Origin of the sequence: Frondihabitans cladoniiphilus (genome assembly GCF_039544345.1) — a bacterium.
Classification (GTDB): domain Bacteria; phylum Actinomycetota; class Actinomycetes; order Actinomycetales; family Microbacteriaceae; genus Frondihabitans; species Frondihabitans cladoniiphilus.
In genome coordinates, this window is sequence record NZ_BAABLM010000003.1 from 480,045 (window position 1) to 500,626 (window position 20,582).

At 65.9% G+C, this 20,582-nt stretch carries 19 protein-coding genes; 8 read left to right on the forward strand and 11 right to left on the reverse strand.

The features are described 5' to 3' along the window. Positions 1–60: 60 nt before the first annotated feature. The 8 genes from ABEA39_RS10440 to dnaA form a co-directional block, all read right to left on the reverse strand. Positions 61–468, reverse strand: a complete 408-nt coding sequence (locus ABEA39_RS10440) for a DUF3566 domain-containing protein (RefSeq protein ID WP_345375796.1) — start codon at positions 466–468, stop codon at positions 61–63. Beyond that, positions 465–3,167 carry a DNA gyrase subunit A gene (gene gyrA, locus ABEA39_RS10445; protein ID WP_345375797.1) on the reverse strand — a complete coding sequence of 901 codons (2,703 nt, stop codon included), beginning with the start codon at positions 3,165–3,167 and terminating at the stop codon, positions 465–467. Before gyrA ends, ABEA39_RS10440 begins: the two co-directional genes overlap by 4 nt. Before the next feature lie 73 nt (positions 3,168–3,240). Beyond that, positions 3,241–5,211 (reverse strand): DNA topoisomerase (ATP-hydrolyzing) subunit B, encoded by a 1,971-nt coding sequence (gyrB, locus tag ABEA39_RS10450; protein ID WP_345375798.1) that lies wholly within the window; start codon positions 5,209–5,211, stop codon positions 3,241–3,243. Between the two features lie 180 nt (positions 5,212–5,391). Continuing rightward, the gene (locus tag ABEA39_RS10455) at positions 5,392–5,895 is read right to left on the reverse strand and encodes a DciA family protein (protein WP_345375799.1); all 504 of its coding nucleotides are present in this window, start codon (positions 5,893–5,895) and stop codon (positions 5,392–5,394) included. After that, positions 5,892–7,100, reverse strand: a complete 1,209-nt coding sequence (recF, locus tag ABEA39_RS10460; protein WP_345375800.1) for a DNA replication/repair protein RecF — start codon at positions 7,098–7,100, stop codon at positions 5,892–5,894. Before recF ends, ABEA39_RS10455 begins: the two co-directional genes overlap by 4 nt. A 17-nt stretch (positions 7,101–7,117) precedes the next feature. Further along, positions 7,118–8,005, reverse strand: a complete 888-nt coding sequence (gene gnd / locus ABEA39_RS10465; protein ID WP_345375801.1) for a phosphogluconate dehydrogenase (NAD(+)-dependent, decarboxylating) — start codon at positions 8,003–8,005, stop codon at positions 7,118–7,120. A gap of 65 nt (positions 8,006–8,070) precedes the next feature. Next, positions 8,071–9,219, reverse strand: a complete 1,149-nt coding sequence (gene dnaN, locus ABEA39_RS10470) for a DNA polymerase III subunit beta (protein WP_345375802.1) — start codon at positions 9,217–9,219, stop codon at positions 8,071–8,073. A gap of 525 nt (positions 9,220–9,744) precedes the next feature. Next, a complete protein-coding gene (gene dnaA / locus ABEA39_RS10475) occupies positions 9,745–11,160 on the reverse strand; it encodes a chromosomal replication initiator protein DnaA (protein WP_345375803.1) in 1,416 nt (471 codons plus the stop codon). Positions 11,161–11,497: 337 nt separating this feature from the next. Between dnaA and rpmH the strand changes: the two genes are divergently transcribed. The 8 genes from rpmH to ABEA39_RS10515 all read left to right on the forward strand — a co-directional run bounded on the left by rpmH (position 11,498) and on the right by ABEA39_RS10515 (position 16,952). Next, complete coding sequence (gene rpmH / locus ABEA39_RS10480) at positions 11,498–11,635, forward strand: 50S ribosomal protein L34 (protein ID WP_003800212.1); 138 nt, start codon at positions 11,498–11,500, stop codon at positions 11,633–11,635. A 27-nt stretch (positions 11,636–11,662) separates the two neighbouring features. Continuing rightward, positions 11,663–12,040: a ribonuclease P protein component gene (gene rnpA / locus ABEA39_RS10485; protein WP_345375804.1), complete on the forward strand. Its 378-nt coding sequence runs from the start codon at positions 11,663–11,665 to the stop codon at positions 12,038–12,040. Then, positions 12,037–12,453, forward strand: coding sequence for a membrane protein insertion efficiency factor YidD (gene yidD / locus ABEA39_RS10490; protein WP_345375805.1), 417 nt, complete (start codon positions 12,037–12,039; stop codon positions 12,451–12,453). Before rnpA ends, yidD begins: the two co-directional genes overlap by 4 nt. A 4-nt stretch (positions 12,454–12,457) precedes the next feature. Further along, entirely contained in the window at positions 12,458–13,456 is a 999-nt protein-coding gene (gene yidC, locus ABEA39_RS10495) for a membrane protein insertase YidC (RefSeq protein WP_345375806.1), read from the forward strand. Beyond that, a complete protein-coding gene (locus ABEA39_RS10500; protein ID WP_345375807.1) occupies positions 13,453–14,085 on the forward strand; it encodes a Jag family protein in 633 nt (210 codons plus the stop codon). The genes yidC and ABEA39_RS10500 overlap by 4 nt, the downstream gene beginning before the upstream one ends. Positions 14,086–14,303: 218 nt before the next feature. Next, a complete protein-coding gene (gene rsmG, locus ABEA39_RS10505) occupies positions 14,304–14,945 on the forward strand; it encodes a 16S rRNA (guanine(527)-N(7))-methyltransferase RsmG (protein WP_345375918.1) in 642 nt (213 codons plus the stop codon). 184 nt (positions 14,946–15,129) lie between these two features. Then, entirely contained in the window at positions 15,130–15,996 is an 867-nt protein-coding gene (locus tag ABEA39_RS10510) for a ParA family protein (RefSeq protein WP_345375919.1), read from the forward strand. After that, the gene (locus ABEA39_RS10515; RefSeq protein ID WP_345375808.1) at positions 15,996–16,952 is read left to right on the forward strand and encodes a ParB/RepB/Spo0J family partition protein; all 957 of its coding nucleotides are present in this window, start codon (positions 15,996–15,998) and stop codon (positions 16,950–16,952) included. Before ABEA39_RS10510 ends, ABEA39_RS10515 begins: the two co-directional genes overlap by 1 nt. A gap of 746 nt (positions 16,953–17,698) precedes the next feature. On the opposite strand, the gene ABEA39_RS10520 is transcribed toward ABEA39_RS10515, so the two are convergent. The 3 genes from ABEA39_RS10520 to trxA form a co-directional block, all read right to left on the reverse strand. Continuing rightward, positions 17,699–18,694: a D-alanine--D-alanine ligase family protein gene (locus tag ABEA39_RS10520; RefSeq protein ID WP_345375809.1), complete on the reverse strand. Its 996-nt coding sequence runs from the start codon at positions 18,692–18,694 to the stop codon at positions 17,699–17,701. Positions 18,695–18,766: 72 nt separating this feature from the next. Beyond that, complete coding sequence (locus tag ABEA39_RS10525; protein WP_345375810.1) at positions 18,767–20,071, reverse strand: aminotransferase-like domain-containing protein; 1,305 nt, start codon at positions 20,069–20,071, stop codon at positions 18,767–18,769. A gap of 149 nt (positions 20,072–20,220) precedes the next feature. Further along, positions 20,221–20,547 (reverse strand): thioredoxin, encoded by a 327-nt coding sequence (gene trxA, locus ABEA39_RS10530; RefSeq protein ID WP_345375811.1) that lies wholly within the window; start codon positions 20,545–20,547, stop codon positions 20,221–20,223. Between the last annotated feature and the right edge of the window lie 35 nt (positions 20,548–20,582).

Sequence of the window (20,582 nt, forward strand, 5' to 3'; positions counted from 1 at the left end):
TCGGCGCGATCTACCCAATCGAGCGACCCCGGTCCGAAGACCGGAGCCGCATGGGTCGATCTAGTTGTTCGTGAACCCGACGAGCAGGCCGCCGGTGATCTTCGTACTGAGGTTGTACAGCACTGCCGCGATGGCGCCCAGGACGGTGCCGACGACCACGTTGAGGATCGCCACGACGATCGCGAACAGCATGACCTGCCCGATGGACAGCGTGTTCTGGAGCGTGAACTTCGCGTCGCCGAGGATCTCTTGAAGGAGTTTGTCGACGGTCGTGAAGATGCCGAGGCGGGTGAGGATCACGTAGACGAAGAAGGTGGCGACGACCGTAATGATCCCGATGGCGACGGAGATGAGGAACGACAGCTTGACCACCGACCAGAAGTCGACGTAGACGAGCTTCAGCCGCACCTGTTTGGTGCCGACGGGCCGTTTGGCCTTGCTCTGGAGTTTCTCGGCGACGCTAGTCATGCTTCGGTCGTGTCCTCTCCCGCGGAGTCGTCCGTCGGGTCGTCGGTCGTCGTGTTCTCGACGACGATACCGGCCTCGTCTTCGGACGCGCCTCCGTCGGAAGACCCATCTTCGACCGAATCGATCCCGACGTCCACCGCGGCGCCCTCGACGGTGGCGTCTTCGACGGCCTCGTCCAGGTTGCGCTCGGTGTTGCGGGCGACCGCGATGATCTTGTCGTCGGCGGCGAATCGGGCGAAGACGACGCCCATCGTGTCGCGACCCTTGGCCGGGACCTCGGACACCGCCGATCGGACGACCTTGCCACCGGAGAGGACGACGAGGACCTCGTCGTCTTCCGTGACGATGAGGGCGCCGGCCAGGTCGCCCCGTGCCTCCGCCAGCTTGGCGACCTTGATGCCCAGACCGCCGCGGTTCTGCACGCGGTACTGGTCGGCCGCGGTGCGCTTGGCGTAGCCGCCCTCGGTCACGACGAAGACGTAGCCCTCTTCGCCCACCACGGAGGCGGACAGGAGGGTGTCGTCGTCACGGAAGTTCATGCCCTTCACGCCCGAGGTGGAGCGGCCCATGGGGCGCAAGGAGTCGTTGCCCGCCGTGAAGCGGAGCGACATGCCGTGGCGCGAGACGAGGAGCAGGTCGTCGTCCTCGTTCACGAGGAGGGCCGAGACGAGTTCGTCGCCCTCGCGGAGGTTGATGGCGATGATCCCGCCGGTCCGGTTCGTGTCGTACTCGGTGAGGGCCGTCTTCTTGATCAGGCCGTCGCGAGTCGCGAGCACGAGGTACTGCGCGACCTCGTAGTCGCGGATGTCGAGCACCTGCGAGATCTCCTCGTCGGGCTGCATGGCGAGCAGGTTGGCCACGTGCTGGCCCTTGGCGTCGCGCCCGGCCTCCTGCAGCTCGTACGCCTTGGCCCGGTAGACCCGGCCCTTGTCGGTGAGGAAGAGGAGCCAGTGGTGCGTCGTCGTGACGAAGAAGTGCTCGACGACGTCGTCCGCCCGGAGCTGGGCGCCCTTGACGCCCTTGCCGCCCCGGTGCTGCGACCGGTAGTTGTCGCTGCGCGTGCGCTTGATGTAGCCGCCGCGCGTGAGGGTGACGACCATCTCCTCTTCGGGGATGAGGTCTTCGACGCTCATGTCGCCGTCGAAACCGAACATGATCTCGGTACGCCGATCGTCGCCGAACTTGTCGGTGATCTCCTGGAGCTCTTCGCCGATGATGGTGCGCTGACGACCCGGCTTGGCGAGGATGTCCTGGAAGTCGAGGATCCTGCGCTCGAGCTCGTCGTGGTCGTCCTGGATCTTCTGGCGCTCGAGGGCGGCCAGACGACGGAGCTGCATGGCGAGGACGGCGTTGGCCTGGAGCTCGTCGATGTCGAGCAGCTCGATCAGGCCGGTACGCGCCTCGTCGACGGTGGGCGACCGGCGGATGAGCGCGATGACCTCGTCGAGCGCGTCGAGGGCCTTGATGTAGCCGCGCAGGATGTGCGCGTCGGCCTCGGCCTTGCGCAGACGGAACTGGGTGCGCCGGACGATGACCTCGACCTGATGGTCGACCCAGGCGGAGATGAAGCCGTCGAGCGGCAGGGTGCGGGGCACGCCGTCGACGATGGCGAGCATGTTCGCGCCGAAGTTCTCTTGAAGCGAGGTGTGCTTGTAGAGGTTGTTCAGCACGACCTTCGCGACGGCGTCGCGCTTCAACACGATGACGAGGCGCTGACCGGTGCGGCCGGAGGTCTCGTCGCGGATGTCGGCGATGCCGGCGACGCGCCCCTCCTTGACCAGGTCGGCGATCTTGATCGCGAGGTTGTCGGGGTTGACCTGGTACGGCAGCTCGGTGACGACGAGGCAGGTGCGGCCCTGGATCTCTTCGACGTTGACGACGGCGCGCATCGTGATGGAGCCGCGCCCGGTGCGATAGGCGTCGTGGATGCCGCGCACGCCGAGGATCTGGGCGCCGGTCGGGAAGTCCGGGCCCTTGATGCGCTGGATCAGGGCTTCGAGCAGCTCTTCGCGCGTCGCGTCGGGGTGCTCGAGGTACCACTGGGCGCCCGAGGCCACCTCGCGCAGGTTGTGCGGGGGGATGTTCGTGGCCATTCCGACCGCGATGCCCACCGACCCGTTGACGAGGAGGTTGGGGAACCGCGCGGGCAGGATCGCCGGCTCTTGGGTGCGGCCGTCGTAGTTGGGGATGAAGTCGACGGTGTCTTCGTCGATGTCGCGGACCATCTCGAGCGCCAGCGGCGCCATACGGGTCTCGGTGTAGCGGGGGGCGGCCGCACCGTCGTTGCCGGGCGAACCGAAGTTGCCCTGGCCGTGGGCGAGCGGGTAGCGGAGACTCCACGGCTGGACGAGACGCACGAGCGCGTCGTAGATAGCCGAGTCGCCGTGCGGGTGGAAGTTGCCCATCACGTCGCCGACGACACGGGCGCACTTCGAGAAGGCGCGGTCGGGCCGGTAGCCGCCGTCGAACATCGCGTAGATCACGCGACGGTGCACCGGCTTGAGGCCGTCACGGACCTCCGGCAGGGCACGGCCCACGATGACGCTCATCGCGTAGTCGAGGTAAGAGCGCTGCATCTCGAGCTGGAGGTCGACCGGCTCGATGCTGTCGCGCTTGACCGCGGCGGCGAACGCCTGGGGAACCTCGGGCTCCACGCCCTCGTCGTCGGGACCGGCGGTGCCGTCTGTCACGTCTGCCATCGTTTTTCGTCTTTCGGTTGCCGGCCCCGCGCATCCCGCGCTCGGCCATCACCCTGCTGCAGCAGGGCAGGGATCAGATGTCGAGGAAGCGAACGTCTTTGGCGTTCTGCTGGATGAAGTTGCGGCGCAGTTCGACGTCTTCGCCCATGAGGGTGTTGAAGATCGCGTCGGCCGCCACCGCGTCGTCGAGGGTGACCTGTCGGAGCGTGCGGGTGTCGGGGTCCATCGTGGTCTCCCACAGCTCTTTGTAGTCCATCTCGCCGAGGCCCTTGTAGCGCTGGATGCCGTTCTCTTTCGGGATGCGCTTTCCGGCCGCCTTGCCGGCGACGAGGAGCGCGTCGCGCTCGATGTCGCTGTAGACGTACTCGTGAGGGGCGTTGGTCCACTTGATCTTGAACAGCGGCGGCATCGAGAGGTAGACGTAGCCGAGGTCGATGAGCGGACGCATGTAGCGGAACAGCAGGGTCAGCAGCAGCGTGGTGATGTGCTGGCCGTCGACGTCGGCATCGGCCATGAGCACGATCTTGTGATAGCGCGCCTTGTCGGGGTCGAAGTCGTCGCCGATGTCGGCACCGAACGCCTTGATCATGGCCTGGACCTCGTTGTTGCCGAGGGCACGGTCGAGACGGGCCTTCTCGACGTTGAGGATTTTGCCCCGCAGCGGGAGGATGGCCTGGGTCTCGGGGTTGCGACCCTGCACGGCTGAACCGCCGGCCGAGTCGCCCTCGACCAGGAAGATCTCGCTCAGCGCGGGGTCTTTGCTCTGGCAGTCTTTCAACTTGCCGGGCATGCCGTTCGACTCGAGCACGCCCTTGCGGCGGGTCTGGTCGCGGGCCTTGCGGGCGGCGAGGCGAGCGGCCTGCGCCGACAGCCCCTTCTTGATGACGGCCTGGGCCTGCTTCGGGTTGCGGTCGAACCAGTCGTTGAGCTGGTCGAAGGCGATCTTCTGCGTGAACGACTTGGCGTCGGTGTTGCCGAGCTTGGTCTTGGTCTGGCCCTCGAACTGCGGCTCGCCGAGCTTGATCGAGATGACAGCGGTGAGGCCCTCGCGGACGTCTTCGCCCGACAGGTTGTCGTCTTTCTCCTTGATGAGCGCCTTGTCGCGGCCGTACTTGTTGACGACCGTGGTCAGAGCGGCGCGGAAGCCCTCTTCGTGCGTGCCGCCCTCGTGGGTGTTGATCGTGTTCGCGTAGGTGTGGACGCTCTCGCTGTACGAGGTGTTCCACTGCATCGCGACCTCGAGGGCCATGCGGCGCTCGGTGTCTTCGGCCTCGAAGCTGATGATGTCTTCGTGGACGACTTCGACCTTCTTGGTCTTGTTGAGGTACTCGACGTAGTCTTCGAGGCCCTTCTCGTAGAGGAAGTCGTCGGCCTGAGCCGTGACGCCCTCTTCTTGGACCCGCTCGTCGGTCAGCGTGATGCGCAGGCCCTTGTTAAGGAAGGCCATCTGCTGGAAGCGGGCGCGGAGGGTCTCGTAGTCGAAGTCGACGGTCTCGAAGATCTCGGCGTTGGGCCAGAAGGTGATCGTGGTGCCGGTGTCGTCGGCGTCTTCGCCCTGGGCGAGCGGCGCGACGGGCACGCCGTCGGTGAAGCTCTGACGCCAGACAGAGCCCTGACGGCGGACCTCGACGTCGAGCTCGGTCGACAGCGCGTTCACGACGGACGAGCCGACGCCGTGCAGACCGCCGGACACCGCGTAGCCGCCGCCGCCGAATTTGCCGCCGGCGTGCAGCACGGTCAGCACGACCTCGACGGTCGACTTCTTCTCGATGGGGTGGATGTCGACCGGGATACCGCGGCCGTTGTCGACGACGCGGATGCCGCCGTCTTCGCGCATGGTGACGAGGATGGTGTCGCAGTAGCCGGCGAGAGCCTCGTCGACGGCGTTGTCGACGATCTCGTAGACCAGGTGGTGCAGCCCGCGGGGGCCGGTGGAGCCGATGTACATGCCGGGTCGCTTGCGGACCGCTTCGAGCCCCTCGAGGACCTGGATGTCGCTTGCTTCGTAGGAGTGGTCGGTACCGTCTGGCGAATTCGGTGACATCTGTGTGGGGGCTCCTGCCGGTTTGACTTTCTTGCGTGGTCTCTTGCCTCGCGCGGCACGGTGTGAACCGGTTCGCGCGGGCGCTGGACGACCTTGCAAGTCTACCGCAGGACCCCCTGAGTAGGGACGAAATACGCCCTCAGAGGCATTTTTATCTGCCGGGTGACCGATTCACCCTCGTCAACCGTAAGTATCGCGAGGGCCACGCCCTGGAACCGATCTGGGACCCCGTTTCCAGGTCGGGGCGTTGGGGGCCAGAAAACGCATCGACTGGATGCCCGCGTCCGGGTAGGTCGTGAGGATGGCGGTGGTGACCTGCGCGCGCATCAGACGGAGCTGCGTCGCCCACGCGGTCGAGTCGCACTGGACGGTCAGCGTGCCGTCGTCGATCCCGACCGGAACGGAGTGCTCGGCGAGCTCGGAGCCCACCATCTCCGGCCAGGCGTTCATGAGGTCCGACTGCGCGAGGGTGCTGTTCCAGCCGAGCTCCGTCGTCACACCGAGGATCACGTCGGCGATGCCCTTGGGGTCGCGGCCAGAGCCGAACGGTTGGCTCGGCGCACCCGCCCGGGCCACGCGTCGCTTGCCGTCACGGGAGCGCTGGGTCGGGTCGCCGAACACCTTGCGGAATCGCAGGTAGACGCGCTGCGCCTCGTTGTCGTCCTCTTTCGGCTTGGGCTTCATGCCGGCTCCTCGCCGTCGGCCACGCGTGCCGGCTCCTCGTCCGTCACGATCGTGCCCTTCGAGATCCGCACCGTGTGAGCAGCCAGCCTCTCGGGCACGTCCTCCTCCACCGCTGCGGTGATGAGCACCTGCTCGTAGTCGGCCACCGCATCGGCCAGACGTTCGCGGCGCGACCGGTCGAGTTCCGCGAAGACGTCGTCGAGCACGATCACGGGGTCGCCGGTCACCGAGTCCGTCCGGAGTACCGCCGCGCTGGCGAGTTTCAGCGCGAGGGCGAACGACCACGACTCGCCGTGGCTGGCGTAGCCGCGCGCGGGAAGACCGTTGAGTGACAGGAAGAGATCGTCGCGATGAGGCCCGACGAGGGTGACCCCGCGGTCGAGCTCCGACGGCCGCACGCGCCGCAGGGCATCCCGGAACAGCGGTTCGATCTGCAGGGCGGTGAGCCGCTCGGGGTCGGCCCCCGACGACGTCGCCACCGGGGCGCCGTCGTCGTCGACCGGGGTGTCGCGGACACTGGTCACGAGGGCGAGTGCGGCGGCGTGGTCGTCACCGGCGACCGACGAGTACGACGCGGCGACTCGCGGGCGGAGAAGGGTGACGAGCTCGTCGCGCCCGGCGATGATCTCGGTTCCGAGCGAGACGAGCCGGTCGTCCCAGATGTCGAGCGTGGAGAGCTTGTCAGCAGGAACGCGGGATGCCCGGGCCGACTTCAGAAGCGTGTTGCGTTGGCGGAGCACCCGCTCGTAGTCGGACAGCACTCCGGTGAAGCGCGGCGACCTCGCCACCAGCAGCTCGTCGAGGAACCGACGCCGGCCGCTGGGCTCGCCCCGCACCAGGGCGAGATCTTCGGGGGCGAACAGGATGCTCGAGAAATACCTCGGGAGTTCGCGAGGCTTGATCGCACCCCGGTTGATCTGCGCGCGATTGGGCGAGGACCGGTTGATCTGCACCTCGGCGAGGAGTTCGCGGTCGGCGCTCTCGAGGCGGGCCCGGACGATCGCGGCGTCTCGGCCCTGACGGATCAGGGCCGAGTCGCTGGAGACCCGGTGGGACGACAGCGTGGCGAGGTAGCCGAGCGACTCGACGAGGTTCGTCTTGCCCTGACCGTTGCGGCCCACGAAGAGGTTGGGCCCGCGTGCGAAGGAGACTTCGGCCGACTCGTAGTTGCGGAAGTCGGTGAGACTCAGATGGAGTACTCGCACGCGGGCCCCGGGGGGAACTACGCCTTCTTGACGGCGTGGCCACCGAACTGGTTGCGCAGAGCGGCGACGGCCTTCATCGTCGGCGACTCCTCACCCTGACGGGAGACGAAGCGGGCGAAGATGGAAGCGCTGAGAGCCGGCATCGGAACGCCGTACTCGATGGCCTCTTCGAGGGTCCAACGACCCTCGCCGGAGTCGTTCACGTAGCCCGAGATGTCCTTCAGCTCGGGGTCGGCCTCGAGGGCGAGGACCATGAGCTCGAGGAGCCAGGAGCGGATGACGGTGCCGCGCTGCCAGGCCTTGAACGACCCGGGGACGTCCTTCACCAGCTCGCTCTTGGCCTCGAGGAGCTCGAAGCCCTCACCGTAGGCCTGCATGATGGCGTACTCGATGCCGTTGTGGACCATCTTGACGTAGTGGCCGGCGCCGACCTCGCCCGCGTGGACGAAGCCCTCTTCGCGGGGGCCCTCGGGGCGCAGCGCGTCGAAGATCGGCATCGCGAGGGCGACGTTCTCTTCCGAACCGCCGACCATGAGGCCGTAGCCGTTCTTGAGGCCCCAGACGCCACCGGAGACACCGGCGTCGACGTACTTGATGCCCTTGCCGTTGAGGAGCGTGGCGTTCTCGAAGTCGCTGGTCCACTTGGAGTTGCCGCCGTCGATGACGAGGTCGCCGGCTTCGAGCTCGTTCGAGAGCTCCTTCACGACACCGGCGGTGATCTCACCGGCCGGAACCATGACCCACACGACGCGGGGAGCCGGCAGCGCCTTCACGAGGTCGGCGAGGGTCGCGACGTCGGAGACGGCGGGGTTGTTGTCGTACCCGGTCACCTCGATGTCGTGCTCACGGAGACGCGAACGCATGTTGTTGCCCATTTTGCCGAGACCGACGAGGCCGATGTGCATGAGATTCCTTTGTTCTTTTGAACGCGCGTCGTCTGATTCAGGCGCCCGCTCGGCGATGTGCGCGATCAGCGCAGGAGGAGATTGGGCTGGAGGAGGTACTTGTAGCTGTCCGCACCGGGCTGATCTTTCGAGGATTGGCTCGTGATCAGCACGGGACCCGGCTTGTTGGGGTTCTCGGTCTTGGTGAACGAGATGCGGACGAACTCCGAGTGCACGGCTCCCAGTCCGTCCAGGAGGAACTGCGGCTTCAACGAAACCACGGTGTCTTCTCCGGTCAGGAGCGCGTCGATCGACTCTGACGCCTGCGCTTGTTCGCTTCCGATGGCCTCGAGGGTGAGGCCGTCGATCGTGAACGTAAATCTCAATGCCGCTTCTCGTTCGAGGACGAGCGACACCCGTCGGGTGGCCTCGACGAGATCGGCGGTGTTCATCACAGCGTAGTTCTCCACCGTTTCGGGGAACAACCGCTTGACGGGAGGGAAATTGCCCTTGATGAGCAACGAGGTGACGATCTTGTTGTCCGCCTGGAACGCGATGAGCTCGCGATCTTCGGAACCGGTGATCGCCACGCTGAGGGTGGTCGCGCTGCCGAAGGTCTTGCCGACCTCCTGCAGGGTGCGGGCCGGGACGAGTGCCGTGAGCGTCTCGGTCGACGCGGCCGTGCCCGGATCCCACTCGATGCCGCGGACGGCGACGCGATAGCGGTCGGTCGCGACGAGCGAGAGGGCGTTCTCGGTCACTTCGAGCTGGACGCCCGTGATGACAGGGGTGACGTCGTCGCGCGAGGCGGCGACGGCGACCTGCGAGACGGCCAGCGAGAAGGCGTCGCCGGGGACGACGCCCGACTGCTCGCCGACGGTGGGCAGGGTCGGGTACTCCTCAACGGGCATGCTCAGCAGGGAGAAGTTCGCCGAACCGCAGGTGACGCTGATGCGGGTGTCTTCGGTCGTGAACGTGACCGGAGCGTTCGGCAGACGGTTGGCGATGTCGGCCAGGAGCCGGCCGGAGACGAGCACGGTGCCGGCTTCGTCGACGTCGGCCGCGATGCTCGTCTGGGAGGAGACCTCGTAGTCGAACGACGACAGCGTCAGTCCGCCTTCGTGAGCCTCGATGAGCACACCGCTCAGGATCGGAAGGGTGGTCCGTTGCGGCAGGAGCTTGACAGCGAAAGAGACGGCATCGCTGAAGACGTCGCGGTTGACCTGGAACTTCACGCTGTGACCCCTATCGGAATGCTCGGGTGCGCAGCCGGGATGCGGCTGGCCGGTCAATTCTGGCACAGCCGTTCTCCAGGTGGTTCCGGGGGTCCTCCCCAGGCTCCGCCGTCCACAAGGTTGTCTCACCCCCAATCAATTTCTAAGAAGGAGTAACAGTCTTAACCGTTGTGCACAGTGTGGATAACTTGTTAATAACCGCCCAGGCAGTGGGAACTACACGCGTGTGAGTTGTTGAGAGTCTGTGGACGCGATCGGGTCGACCTGTGGGTTCGACCCCCCTCGGAATTCTTGTCATTCACAGGGGTGCTCCGAGAGTGAACAATCCATCCCCCGGTTATCCACCACTTTCCACAAGTTATCCACACTGTGGGATCTGGGCGCGGCGGAAGGGCGGCGCAGCGTCGCGAGGATGCACGGAGAGCCGACAGGGGAGGGTGCGGCACACACGGGGTCGCACCCTCGACCGGAGGCGGGAGAGGGCATCCTGCGCTCTCGACTCTGCTCTTCGGCGGGGCGCAGCGGCTACTTGTAGCGGTGGTCTTGCTTGATGCGGCTGGTGAGTTCGGTGACCTGGTTGTAGATCGAGCGCCGCTCTTTCATGAGCTCGGAGATCTTCTTGTTCGCGTACATGACCGTGGTGTGGTCGCGATTGCCGAAGAGCTGGCCGATCTTGGGGAGGGAGAGGTTCGTCAGCTCACGGCAGAGGTACATCGCGATCTGCCGAGCGGTGGCTATCGCCTGCGAACGCGACGAGCCGTAGAGGTCGTCGACGGTCAGCTTGAAGTAGTCCGCGGTGTGATTGATGATGTCGACCGGCGCGATCACGTTGTCCTCGTCGAGCGTGATCAGGTCTTTGAGGACGGTCTGCACGAGGGCCATGTCGACGGCCGTGCGGTTCAGGCTGGCGAAAGCGGTGACGCGGATGAGCGTGCCCTCGAGTTCGCGGATGTTGCTCGACACCTTCGTCGCCATGTACTCGAGGATCTCGTCGCGCACGAGCAGCTTCTCGCTCTGCGCCTTCTTGCGGAGGATCGCGATGCGCGTCTCGAGGTCGGGGGCCTGGACGTCGGTGATCAGGCCCCACTCGAAGCGCGAGCGCATGCGGTCCTCGAAGCCGGTGAGGTGCTTCGGCGGCAGGTCGCTGGTGATCACCAGCTGCTTGTCGTGGTCGTGCAGCGTGTTGAAGGTGTGGAAGAAGGCCTCCTGAGTGGAGTCCTTGCCCTGCAGGAACTGGATGTCGTCGATCAGGAGGATGTCGATCTCGCGATACCGCTGCTGGAACTGGCTCGATCGGTTGTTGGCGATCGAGTTGATGAAGTCGTTCGTGAACTCCTCGCTGGAGACGTACCGGACACGGATGCCCGGGTACATGCTCTCGGCGTAGTGGCCGATCGCGTGCAGGAGGTGGGTCTTGCCGAGGCCGGACTCGCCGTAGATGAACAGCGGGTTGTACGCCTTGGCCGGCGCTTCGGAGACGGCGACCGCTGCCGCGTGGGCGAAACGGTTGGATGCGCCGATCACGAAATTGTCGAAGCTGTACTTCGGGTTCAGGCGGGAGTCGTTCCGCCTGCCGCCCTGGGTGATCTCGATCGGAGCGGGGACGAAGGGCGCCTCGACGTACTGGTTCGTCTCGGCCGGCTCCTGTGGCTGGCTCAGGGTGTCGGGGATGATGTCGGGGTTCACCGTGATGGCGAAATTCGTGACCGTCGTGTCGCCGAGGGAGGAGATCGCCTCGAGAAGGGGCTCGCGGATGCGCTGCTCGAGCATCCCGCGGGTCAGCTCGTTCGGGACCTCGAGGTACAGCGTGCCTCCGAGGATGCCCTTCGGCTCGACCAGGCTGACGAAGCCGTGGAGCTGGGGAGTGATGCGGTCGTCGGTGGTGAGGCCGGCGAGGACGGATCGCCAGAGGCCCTGGACCGGGTCGATGGTGCTCGTCACGTGTGTCTCACTTCTTCGCCTCGAGGCGGGGATGGTTATGAACAGGGTTTTCCACATGGTTGTCCACCGATGGGAGGCCTGCGGAGGGGAGCCGGATTCGGAGCCGTTCCCTTTTGCCCACTGGGTGATCGTGCCCGGGACTCCCCCACCTTAGTTCGACACGGGCATGGGTCTGCAACCGAAGTTTTCCCCACTGTGGATAATGGTGGTTTTGCACACCGTTTGACCCCAGGGCTCCGCTCGCGTAGTTTTAACCAGTTGATTTCAGTCGATACGGCTGACCTGACTTTTCGGACTGCGGCATTTGGCTCGGTCCTTTCCCTATGGAGAAGAAACCATGAGCAAGCGCACCTTCCAGCCGAACAACCGTCGTCGTGCCAAGAAGCACGGCTTCCGTCTCCGCATGCGCACCCGTGCCGGCCGCGCCATCCTCGCCGCCCGTCGCGGCAAGGGCCGCACCGAGCTCTCGGCGTAAACCCTCTTCGACATCGGAGGGAGCCTCGTGCTCGCTCGAGCCAATCGGATCGTTCGCGCTGACGACTACCGAAACACGGTGCGCCGTGGCCGCAAGACGGCCACGGCGCATTGCGTCGTTTACGTGCGGAGTGCAGCGCCGGCGGCTTCGTCGAAGCCCGAGTCCGTGCATCCCGCGCGTTTCGGGTTCATCGTGTCGAAGGCCGTCGGCAACGCGGTCACCCGCAACACGGTTCGGCGTCGGCTGAAGGCGATCGCGCACACGTCGCTCGTCTCGGGGGGAGCATCCACCTTCCCCTCGGGGACGGACGTGGTGATCCGCGCTCTGCCAGGCGCCCTCGATGTTCCGTGGCCTATCCTGCTCGAAGAGATCTCGAAGGTCATGGACAAGGGTGTGAAAGCGTGAGGCATTCAGTGCTGTTCCTGCTTCTTCTGCCGCGCAATGTCTGCGTGGCGATCCTGCGTGCCTACCGGGCGACCATCTCCCCCCTCTACGGCGACGTCTGCCGGTACTACCCCTCCTGCTCGCGCTACACCCTCGAGGCGATCCAGCTCCACGGCGTCGTGCGCGGGGTCTGGCTCGGGGCCCGACGCATCCTCCGGTGCAACCCCTGGGCGGCGGGCGGCATCGACGACGTCCCCGACTCGCACCATCACAGGTACGTCGTCACGCCCTTCGGATTCGTGACACCCCGCCCGGCTCACGAGTCGACCGCAACGGCCCGGCCGCTGCTCTCCCCCACGCTTCACTCCCACGCAGGAATCGCCGACACGGTCGGCGCTCACACACTGCGAGCTCACGTTCACGGAAAGGGCTGACGACATGCCCCCCTTCATCATCACGCTCCTCTGGCCCATCCGTTGGGTCGTGGAAGCGATCCTGGTGGGCTGGCACACGGTCCTCACCAGCATCGGTTTCTCGAGCGGTTCGGGTCTGACCTGGGTCTTGTCGATCGTGCTGCTGACGATCATCGTCCGCATCTGCCTCATCCCGATCTTCGTCCGTCAGATCAAGAACCAGCGCCGGATGATGGAAGTCGCCCCGCAGCTCAAGAAGATCCAGGACAAGTACAAGGGCAAGAAGGACCAGTTCTCGCGCGAGGCCATGTCCCGCGAGACGATGGCGCTCTACAAGGAGACCGGTACCAACCCGCTGTCCTCCTGCCTGCCGTTGCTCATCCAGATGCCGGTGTTCTTCAGCCTCTACACCGTTCTCCACAATGCTCAGACCGGCAAGATCGGCATCGGCCTGCTGAACAAGCAGCTCTCCGACCAGTTCGCCGGGGCAAGCCTGTTCGGTGCTCCGCTGCACGAGACCTTCACCTCGTCGACCGCCTTCCAGGTCAAGATCATCGCCGGCTTCATGATCATCATCATGACCGCGTCGCAGTTCTACACCCAGCTGCAGCTCACCTCGAAGAACATGTCGCCCGAGACCAAGGCGAGCCCGATGTACAAGCAGCAGAAGATGCTCCTGTACGTGCTCCCCCTCGTCTTCCTGTTCTCCGGTCTGTCGTTCCCCCTCGGCGTCATGTTCTACTGGCTCACCTCGAACATCTGGACCATGGGTCAGCAGTACGTGGTCATCCGCAACTCGCCCACGCCCGGCAGCGATGCCGCGTTGGCTCGAGAAGCCCGCCTGGCCAAGAAGCAGCAGGAGAAGGAGGCACGTGGCAAGGGAGTCGGCGGCCTCAAGTCTCTGACCGAGATCACCGTGACAGAGATCGATGCCGCTCCGGCCCCGAAGCCCCGCGTCACCACGCAGCGCAGTCAGCCGGTCGGAAAGAACCGCTCGAAGAAGCAGAACGGACAGGCTCGATGAGTTCGGCAGAAACCCCCTCGTCGTCTCCTGTGGACGACGTCGCGACTGACTCCGTGGTGTCGGAGGACGACTTCGTGGAGTCGGCCGTGGGTGTGGGTTCGTCTTCGGCGGCGGGCTCGTCGGCGGACGCCGCAGCCGCGGGTGAAGATCTCGACGACGAGGAGGCCCTCGAGGGCGACTCTCTCGACGAGGGTGACATCGCTGCTGACTACATCGAAGAGCTGCTGGACATCCTCGACCTCGACGGCGATATCGACATCGAGACGCGGGGCGGTCGGTCGTACATCTCCGTCGATTCGGCCGGCGAAGGCGATCTGCGAATTCTTTCGAAGCCTGACACGGTGAACGCGCTGCAAGAGTTGACGCGGATCGCCGTACAAACCAAGACGGGCGAATTCTCTCGGCTCATCCTCGACGTGGGAGGCTCGCGCCAGACCCGCGAGCAGGAGCTCACGACGCTTGTCGACCGTGCCGTCGAGAAGCTCGAAGAAGGGGCGACGGCAGCGTCGCTTCCTCCCATGTCGTCCTACGAGCGGAAGCTCGTCCACGACATCGTTGCGGAGCGTGGCTACGTCTCGGAGTCCGAGGGCGAAGGTCGCGACCGCCACACGGTCGTCTCGCGGGCGTGACCGATTCGACGGCCTCGGCCGGCGACCGCAGTGTTTCACGTGAAACAGTGGCTGGAGACCCAGGTGTGTCTGGAGTCGCGGCTGTTGCTGACGCCCTTGCGGTTGCTGATGCCCTTGCAGTTGCGGAGGCAGGAGCCGCTGGGGCTGACGTTGCTGCTGTGGCCGTCACTGGCGTCGGCTCGCCCGGTGGCTCCTCGGACGCCGCTGCGGCCACGGTTGTGGCCGATGCTCTAGGAGGGTCACTCGAGCCAGAACCCGCAGCTGCGCAGACGCTCTTTGGGGAGCAGATCGAGGTCGTGCGCCAATACACGCGTGATCTCGCCCAATACGGTGAACAACTCGGACTGATCGGTCCTCTGGAACTCCCCCGGCTGTGGTCGCGTCACGTCATCAACTCCGGTCTTCTCGCTCCGCTCTTGAAGCCAGGCCGTGTGGGTGACATCGGTTCCGGAGCAGGGCTCCCCGGTCTTGTCCTGGCTGCCGCCCGTCCGGATGTCACGATGATCTTGATCGAGCCCATGGAGCGACGAACCGACTGGCTTCGCGCCGAAGCGGATCGCCTGGGTCTCACCAACGTCGAAGTGGTTCGCGCCCGCGCCGAGGAGGCTGACATCTCCCCCTGGCTCGATCAGGTCACGGCCCGAGCTGTCAGCGCCCTGTCCAAATTGATTCCACTGACCGTGCCCCTTGTTCGGACGGGCGGCGAAGTCCTGTTTCTCAAGGGCGCCAAGGTCCAGGACGAGATGGCGGCGGCACGCAAGGTCATCGCAAAGCACCACATCATCGACGTCGAGATACTGGAGCTCGGGATCGGGCTCGTCGACGAGACCACTCGGGTGTTCCGGGCTACAGTTGATTGACTCTCGGCGAGCAGCCGAGGGCGCTTCCTGCGAGTAGTCCGCCCCTCCACCTGCTCGACCGTTTCACGTGAAACATTGCGATTCGGAGAATCACCCGGTGAGTACGGCCCCCAATCCCGCTGACAAGAACGCCGTTCCCGAGGCCTCGTCTTCGGCAGCCCCGTCCTACGACGCCACCACTCCCCTGGCTCGCGAACTGTCGGACCTCACGCGGCGGCGCGAAGCTCTTCGTGTCGACAGCCTTCCTCGGCCCGAGAAGACACGAGTCATCACCGTGTCGAACCAGAAGGGCGGGGTGGGGAAGACCACCAGTACCGTCAATCTCGCGGCAGGGCTGGCGCGCAACGGAGCGCGCGTCGTCGTCATCGACCTCGACCCGCAGGGCAATGCATCCACCGCGTTGGGGGTGGAGCACCGCGCGGAGACGGCGAGCGTCTACGACGTCGTCGTGGGCGAGTCGTTGATAGCGGATGTCATTCAGAAAAGCCCGGAGTTCGACCATCTCTATTGCGTTCCCTCCACGATTCACCTCGCCGGCGCGGAGATCGAACTCGTTTCGCTCGTGGCGCGTGAGCAGCGACTCCGCACGGCGCTTGAGACGTTCCTGCGTGACTCGGAGGAGGCAGGGAACCGGTTCGACTACGTCTTCATCGACTGCCCGCCTTCGCTCGGGCTCTTGACCATCAATGCGTTCGTCGCGGCTCAAGAGGTGTTGATCCCCATCCAGTGCGAGTACTACGCGCTCGAGGGTCTGAGCCAGCTGTTGCGGAACATCCAGCTGATAGAGAAGCACCTGAATCCGGTGTTGACCGTGTCGAGCATCCTTCTGACCATGTACGACGGGCGCACGAATCTGTCGCAGCAGGTGGCGGCGGACGTTCGGGAACACTTCCCCCACGAGGTCCTCGACACGATGATCCCGCGCTCGGTCCGCATCAGCGAGGCGCCCGGATACGGGCAGACCGTGATCAGTTACGACACCAACTCCCCCGGCTCGATCTCGTATCTCGAGGCGGCCGCCGAGATCGCACACCGAGGAGCACCCCGCTGATGGCAACGAAGAGAACCGGACTCGGACGCGGCATCGGGGCGCTCATTCCCGTGCAGGACGAGACTCAGGGGCGCCCAGTGGACGTCTTCTTCCCAACGAAGCAGCAGACGGCAGAGGAGCTCGTGGCCGTGCCGGGTGCCCGCCTGGCCAACCTCAATCCTCTGGACATCGTCCCCAACGCCCAGCAGCCGCGTCTCGAGTTCCGCGAGGAGGAGCTGCAGGAGTTGGTGGCCTCGATCCGCGAGGTGGGCCTCCTGCAGCCGATCGTGGTGCGTCCGCTGGCCTCGGCGGCGCCGGGTGGGCCGCAGTACGAGCTCGTCATGGGCGAGCGGCGCCTCCGGGCCACGAAAGAGCTCGGTCTCGCGACGATTCCCGCGCTGGTCAGAGACACTGCTGACGACGCGATGCTCCGGGACGCCCTCCTCGAGAACCTGCACCGTGCTCAGCTGAACCCGTTGGAAGAAGCGTCCGCGTACCAGCAGCTCCTTGCAGACTTCGGCATCACCCAGGAGGAGCTCGCGAGCCGGATCGGCCGGAGTCGACCGCAGGTGACGAACACCATCCGGCTCCTCAGGCTCCCCTCCCCCGTGCAGCGACGCGTCGCCTCCGGCGTGCTCTCTGCAGGTCACGCGCGGGCCATCCTGTCCGTCGGTGACGCCGCGGGCATGGAGCGTCTTGCCGACAAGATCGTCAACGAGGACCTGTCGGTGCGCGCCGCAGAGGCGGCAGCGCTCGGTGTGACCGTCAAGCCGAAGCGTCCGCGGAGCACTTCGGTCGCTACTCAGGGACATCTCGACGAGGTCGCCGAACGTCTGGGCGACCGTCTAGACACCCGCGTGAAAGTCACTCTCGGCGCCAGGAAGGGCTCGATCACGATCGACTTCGCGTCGGTCGGCGACCTGAACCGGATCCTGGGCGAGATCGGCCAGGACCCGTTCGGCGTCGCGGGCGAGTGACTACCCGGGTGTCGCCTGGAGTTCGTGCGCTGAGGTGACCCGTGTGGTGGAGCATGTGTCGAAGCTTCCGTCCGCGTCCGCGCGCTTTCCGTGCCTGAGCCTGAGCCTGTGCCTGTCGTCGCTCGCGTGGCCGCCAATTCAGGACACTTGGCCCGCTTGACCTGAGATTCACACACGTACAACTCGATGTCCTGAGATGAACTCGTGGCTCGTCGGGCACTCCTGCGGAGTCGGGGCTCGGCGCAGAGGGATCCTGAACTGCGGCCGCGTCGCCGCGGCGCGAGCTCGTGCCGGCGTGACATGCGGGGTGACGGGAGGTGCGGGCGGAGCCGCGGGACCGGCGGTCACATCGACGTGACGGGGGATGCGCTGTGCCGTCGTTGTCGCAACTCGGGAGCTCGAGCGGCACCGACCTGAATCACGACGGCTCCTGGGCGATACTCCTGAGCTACGCGTGTGGGGAGACCGATCTCCTGACTAATGCTGCAGGCGTCGCGGGTGGCTCCTGAGTTGCGACAGTGCCACGCGAGCCTCTCATGGGCTCGAGCGGACGGAAAACGCGAGGTTTGCGGATTCTGGGGCTGCACCGATGACGGGGGCCCGGGCATCCCCCGTTTCGACCCTCTCTGAGTCAAAATCCGCCACTGCGAATGCACCTTGACCAGGGTATTTCGTGAGTCCGTGGCTGTACGCCGATCTCAGGCGCTCCCCGACTCTCCGGAAAGCCAGTCGACCGGGCCGACGGCTCAGTTTCGGTGGTCGGCGATGGCCTTCGCGGCCAATTCGGCGTAGACCCAGCCGAGATCGAAGCCGGCAGCCTCGAGGGCGAGCGGGACGAGCGACGTCTCGGTCAGGCCGGGGAGAACGTTGACCTCGAGGAACCACGCGGTGCCCGCAGCGTCGACGATGATGTCGACGCGAGAGAGGTGGCGGAGGCCGAGCGCCTCGTGGGCAGCCACGGCGGCCGCGGCGGCGGACTGCGCTACCGCTTCGTCGAGTCGGGCGGGGGTGAAGAAGCGGGTCTCGCCCGCGTTGTAGCGAGCCTCGAATCCGTAGAAACCGGAGCTCGGGACGATCTCGACGGCGGGCAGCGCAGTGGGGCCGTCGCCGGTGTCGATGACGCCGACGGCGATCTCGGTGCCGACGATCTTCTGCTCGACGATCACGTCGTCGCAGTACGTGTAGGCGTCGACCATGGCCCGGGGCAGGGACGCGACCTCGTCGACGACGGTGACGCCCTGAGCGGATCCGCCGCGGGCGGGCTTCACGACGAGGGGCACGGGATGCTCGTCGGTGATCGCGTCGAGGACGGCCGCGGCCCCGAGCTCGCGGAACGCATCGTGCGACAGGGTGATGCTGCGGGGGGTGTGGACGCCGGCGCGCGCGACCAGGGCCTTGGCGGTCGGCTTGTCCCACGCGAGACGGGCGGCCGTGGCCCGCGAGCCGACGAAGGGGATATCGAGGGCCTCGAGGATTCCGCGCAAGGCACCGTCTTCGCCGCTGGCGCCGTGAAGGGCGGGCCAGACGACGTCGGGCCGCGTCTCGCGGAGGTGCCCGAGAAGGGAGGCGTCGGGGTCGCGGAGCTCGACCGTCAACCCGTGCGAGAGGAGGCTGTCGGCGACCCGGCGACCCGATCGCAAGGAGACGTCACGCTCGTGACTGATGCCGCCCGCCAGCACGGTCACCGTCTGCAGACCGCGGGACTGGAAGGAGGGGGACGGCGTGCTGGCGGCGGAGGACATGCGAAGCGGAGCTTTCTCTCGAGGGTCGTGCATCGTGTTCACTCGAACCGGTGAACGACGGATAAAGCCTGATCAGAGGATGTTCGGCGGCGGAGTCGTGACGTGCGGCCTCGTCGGGATCGGCGCCGTCAGCCCCGCACCGGCGAAGGTGCGGAGCAGATCGAGCTCGCCATTGATGACCGTGGCGAGGCGGGCGACACCGGTGCGGATGAACTCCGGAGTCGGGTAGCAGAACGACAGGCGCATGTTCTGCCTGCCCTGCCCGTCGGAGTAGAAGGCGGTGCCGGGTGTGTAGGCCACGAGCTCTTTGACCGCGCGCGGAAGCATCGCCTTGGAATCGAGTTCGTCGGGCAGGGTGACCCACACGAAGAAGCCGCCGTCGGGCTTGGTCCACGACAGCTTGGGCAGGTACTCGCCGAGGGCGGACAGCATCGCATCGCGCCGCTCGGCGTACAGGTGGCGGAAGGTGTCGATCTGACCGCGCCAGTCGGTCTGGTCGAGGTACTCGGTGATGACGAACTGACCGAAGGAGTTGGGCGACAGCGTGGCCGACTCGTTGGCGAGGATGAGCTTCTCGCGAATGGCGTGCGGAGCGAGAGCCCAACCGACCCGGAAGCCGGGCGCGAGGGTCTTGGAGAAGGACCCCAGGTAGATGACGCCCTCGTCGTCGACCGATCGCATGGCCTGGGGTGCGGGCTTGTCGAAGTAGAGCAGGCCGTAGGGGTTGTCTTCGAGCACGAGGATGCCGTGGGAACGGCAGATGTCGAGGACTTCGAGGCGACGGGCCCACGACAGCGTCACGCCGGCGGGGTTGTGGAAGTTGGGGATCGTGTACAGGAACTTGATCGGACGACCGGCGGCCTCGAGCGCCGCGATCGTCTCGCGGAGGGATTCGGGGATCAGCCCCTCGTCGTCCATCGCCACATGGACGACGTCGGCTTGGTAGGCGCGGAAGACGCCGAGAGCCCCGACGTAGCTGGGCGATTCGGCGAGGACGACATCGCCGGGATTGACGAAAAGCCTGGTCACGAGGTCGAGCGCCTGCTGGGAGCCGGTCGTGACGACGACATTGTCAGCGCTGCCGCGGATGCCCTCGAGAGCCATGATCTGCATGATGTGCTCACGGATCGCCGGCGTGCCCTGACCGGATCCGTACTGCAGCGCCATGGGCCCGTTGTCGCGCAGGACCTTCTCGATGGAGCCGAGCACCCGCTCTTGGGGAAGCGCGGAGACGAAGGGCATGCCGCCGGCCAGGGAGACGACCTCAGGACGCGAGGCGACGGCGAACAGGGCTCGCACTTCGGAGGCGCTGAGGCCTGCCGTGCGGTCTGCGTAGCTGTCGTACCACGGATCGAGATTGGTGCCCTGGTTGGTCATGGTGATGCCCTGTCTGTGAGGGGTGTTTCGGTCAAGGATAGAGGGCTGCCCTCGGGGGCGGGCGCCGATCGCCCGATCTGGGGACAACTCGTATTAACAGAGAAAGCCCGCCCAGCGTGGTTGCTGGGCGGGCTTTCCGGTCGCTGCTGTTACGCCAGGAAGTCCGCCAGGTCGGCCTCGAGGGCCGGCTTGGGCTTGGCGCCGATGATGGTCTTCGCGACCTCGCCGCCCTTGAAGACCTTCATCGCGGGGATGGAGGTGATCTGGTACTTCATGGCCATCTGGGGGTTGTCGTCGACGTTGAGCTTGACGATCTTGATCTTGCCGGTGTTCTCGGCAGCGATCTGGTCGAGGATCGGCGAGACGGCGCGGCACGGGCCACACCACTCGGCCCAGAAGTCGACCAGGATCGTCTCGTCGGAGTTGAGGACGTCGGCCTCGAAGCTGGCGTCGGTGACTGCGGTTGCGTTGCTCATGATGTGACCTTTCGTGGAGTGTCGAAGTGTGTGAA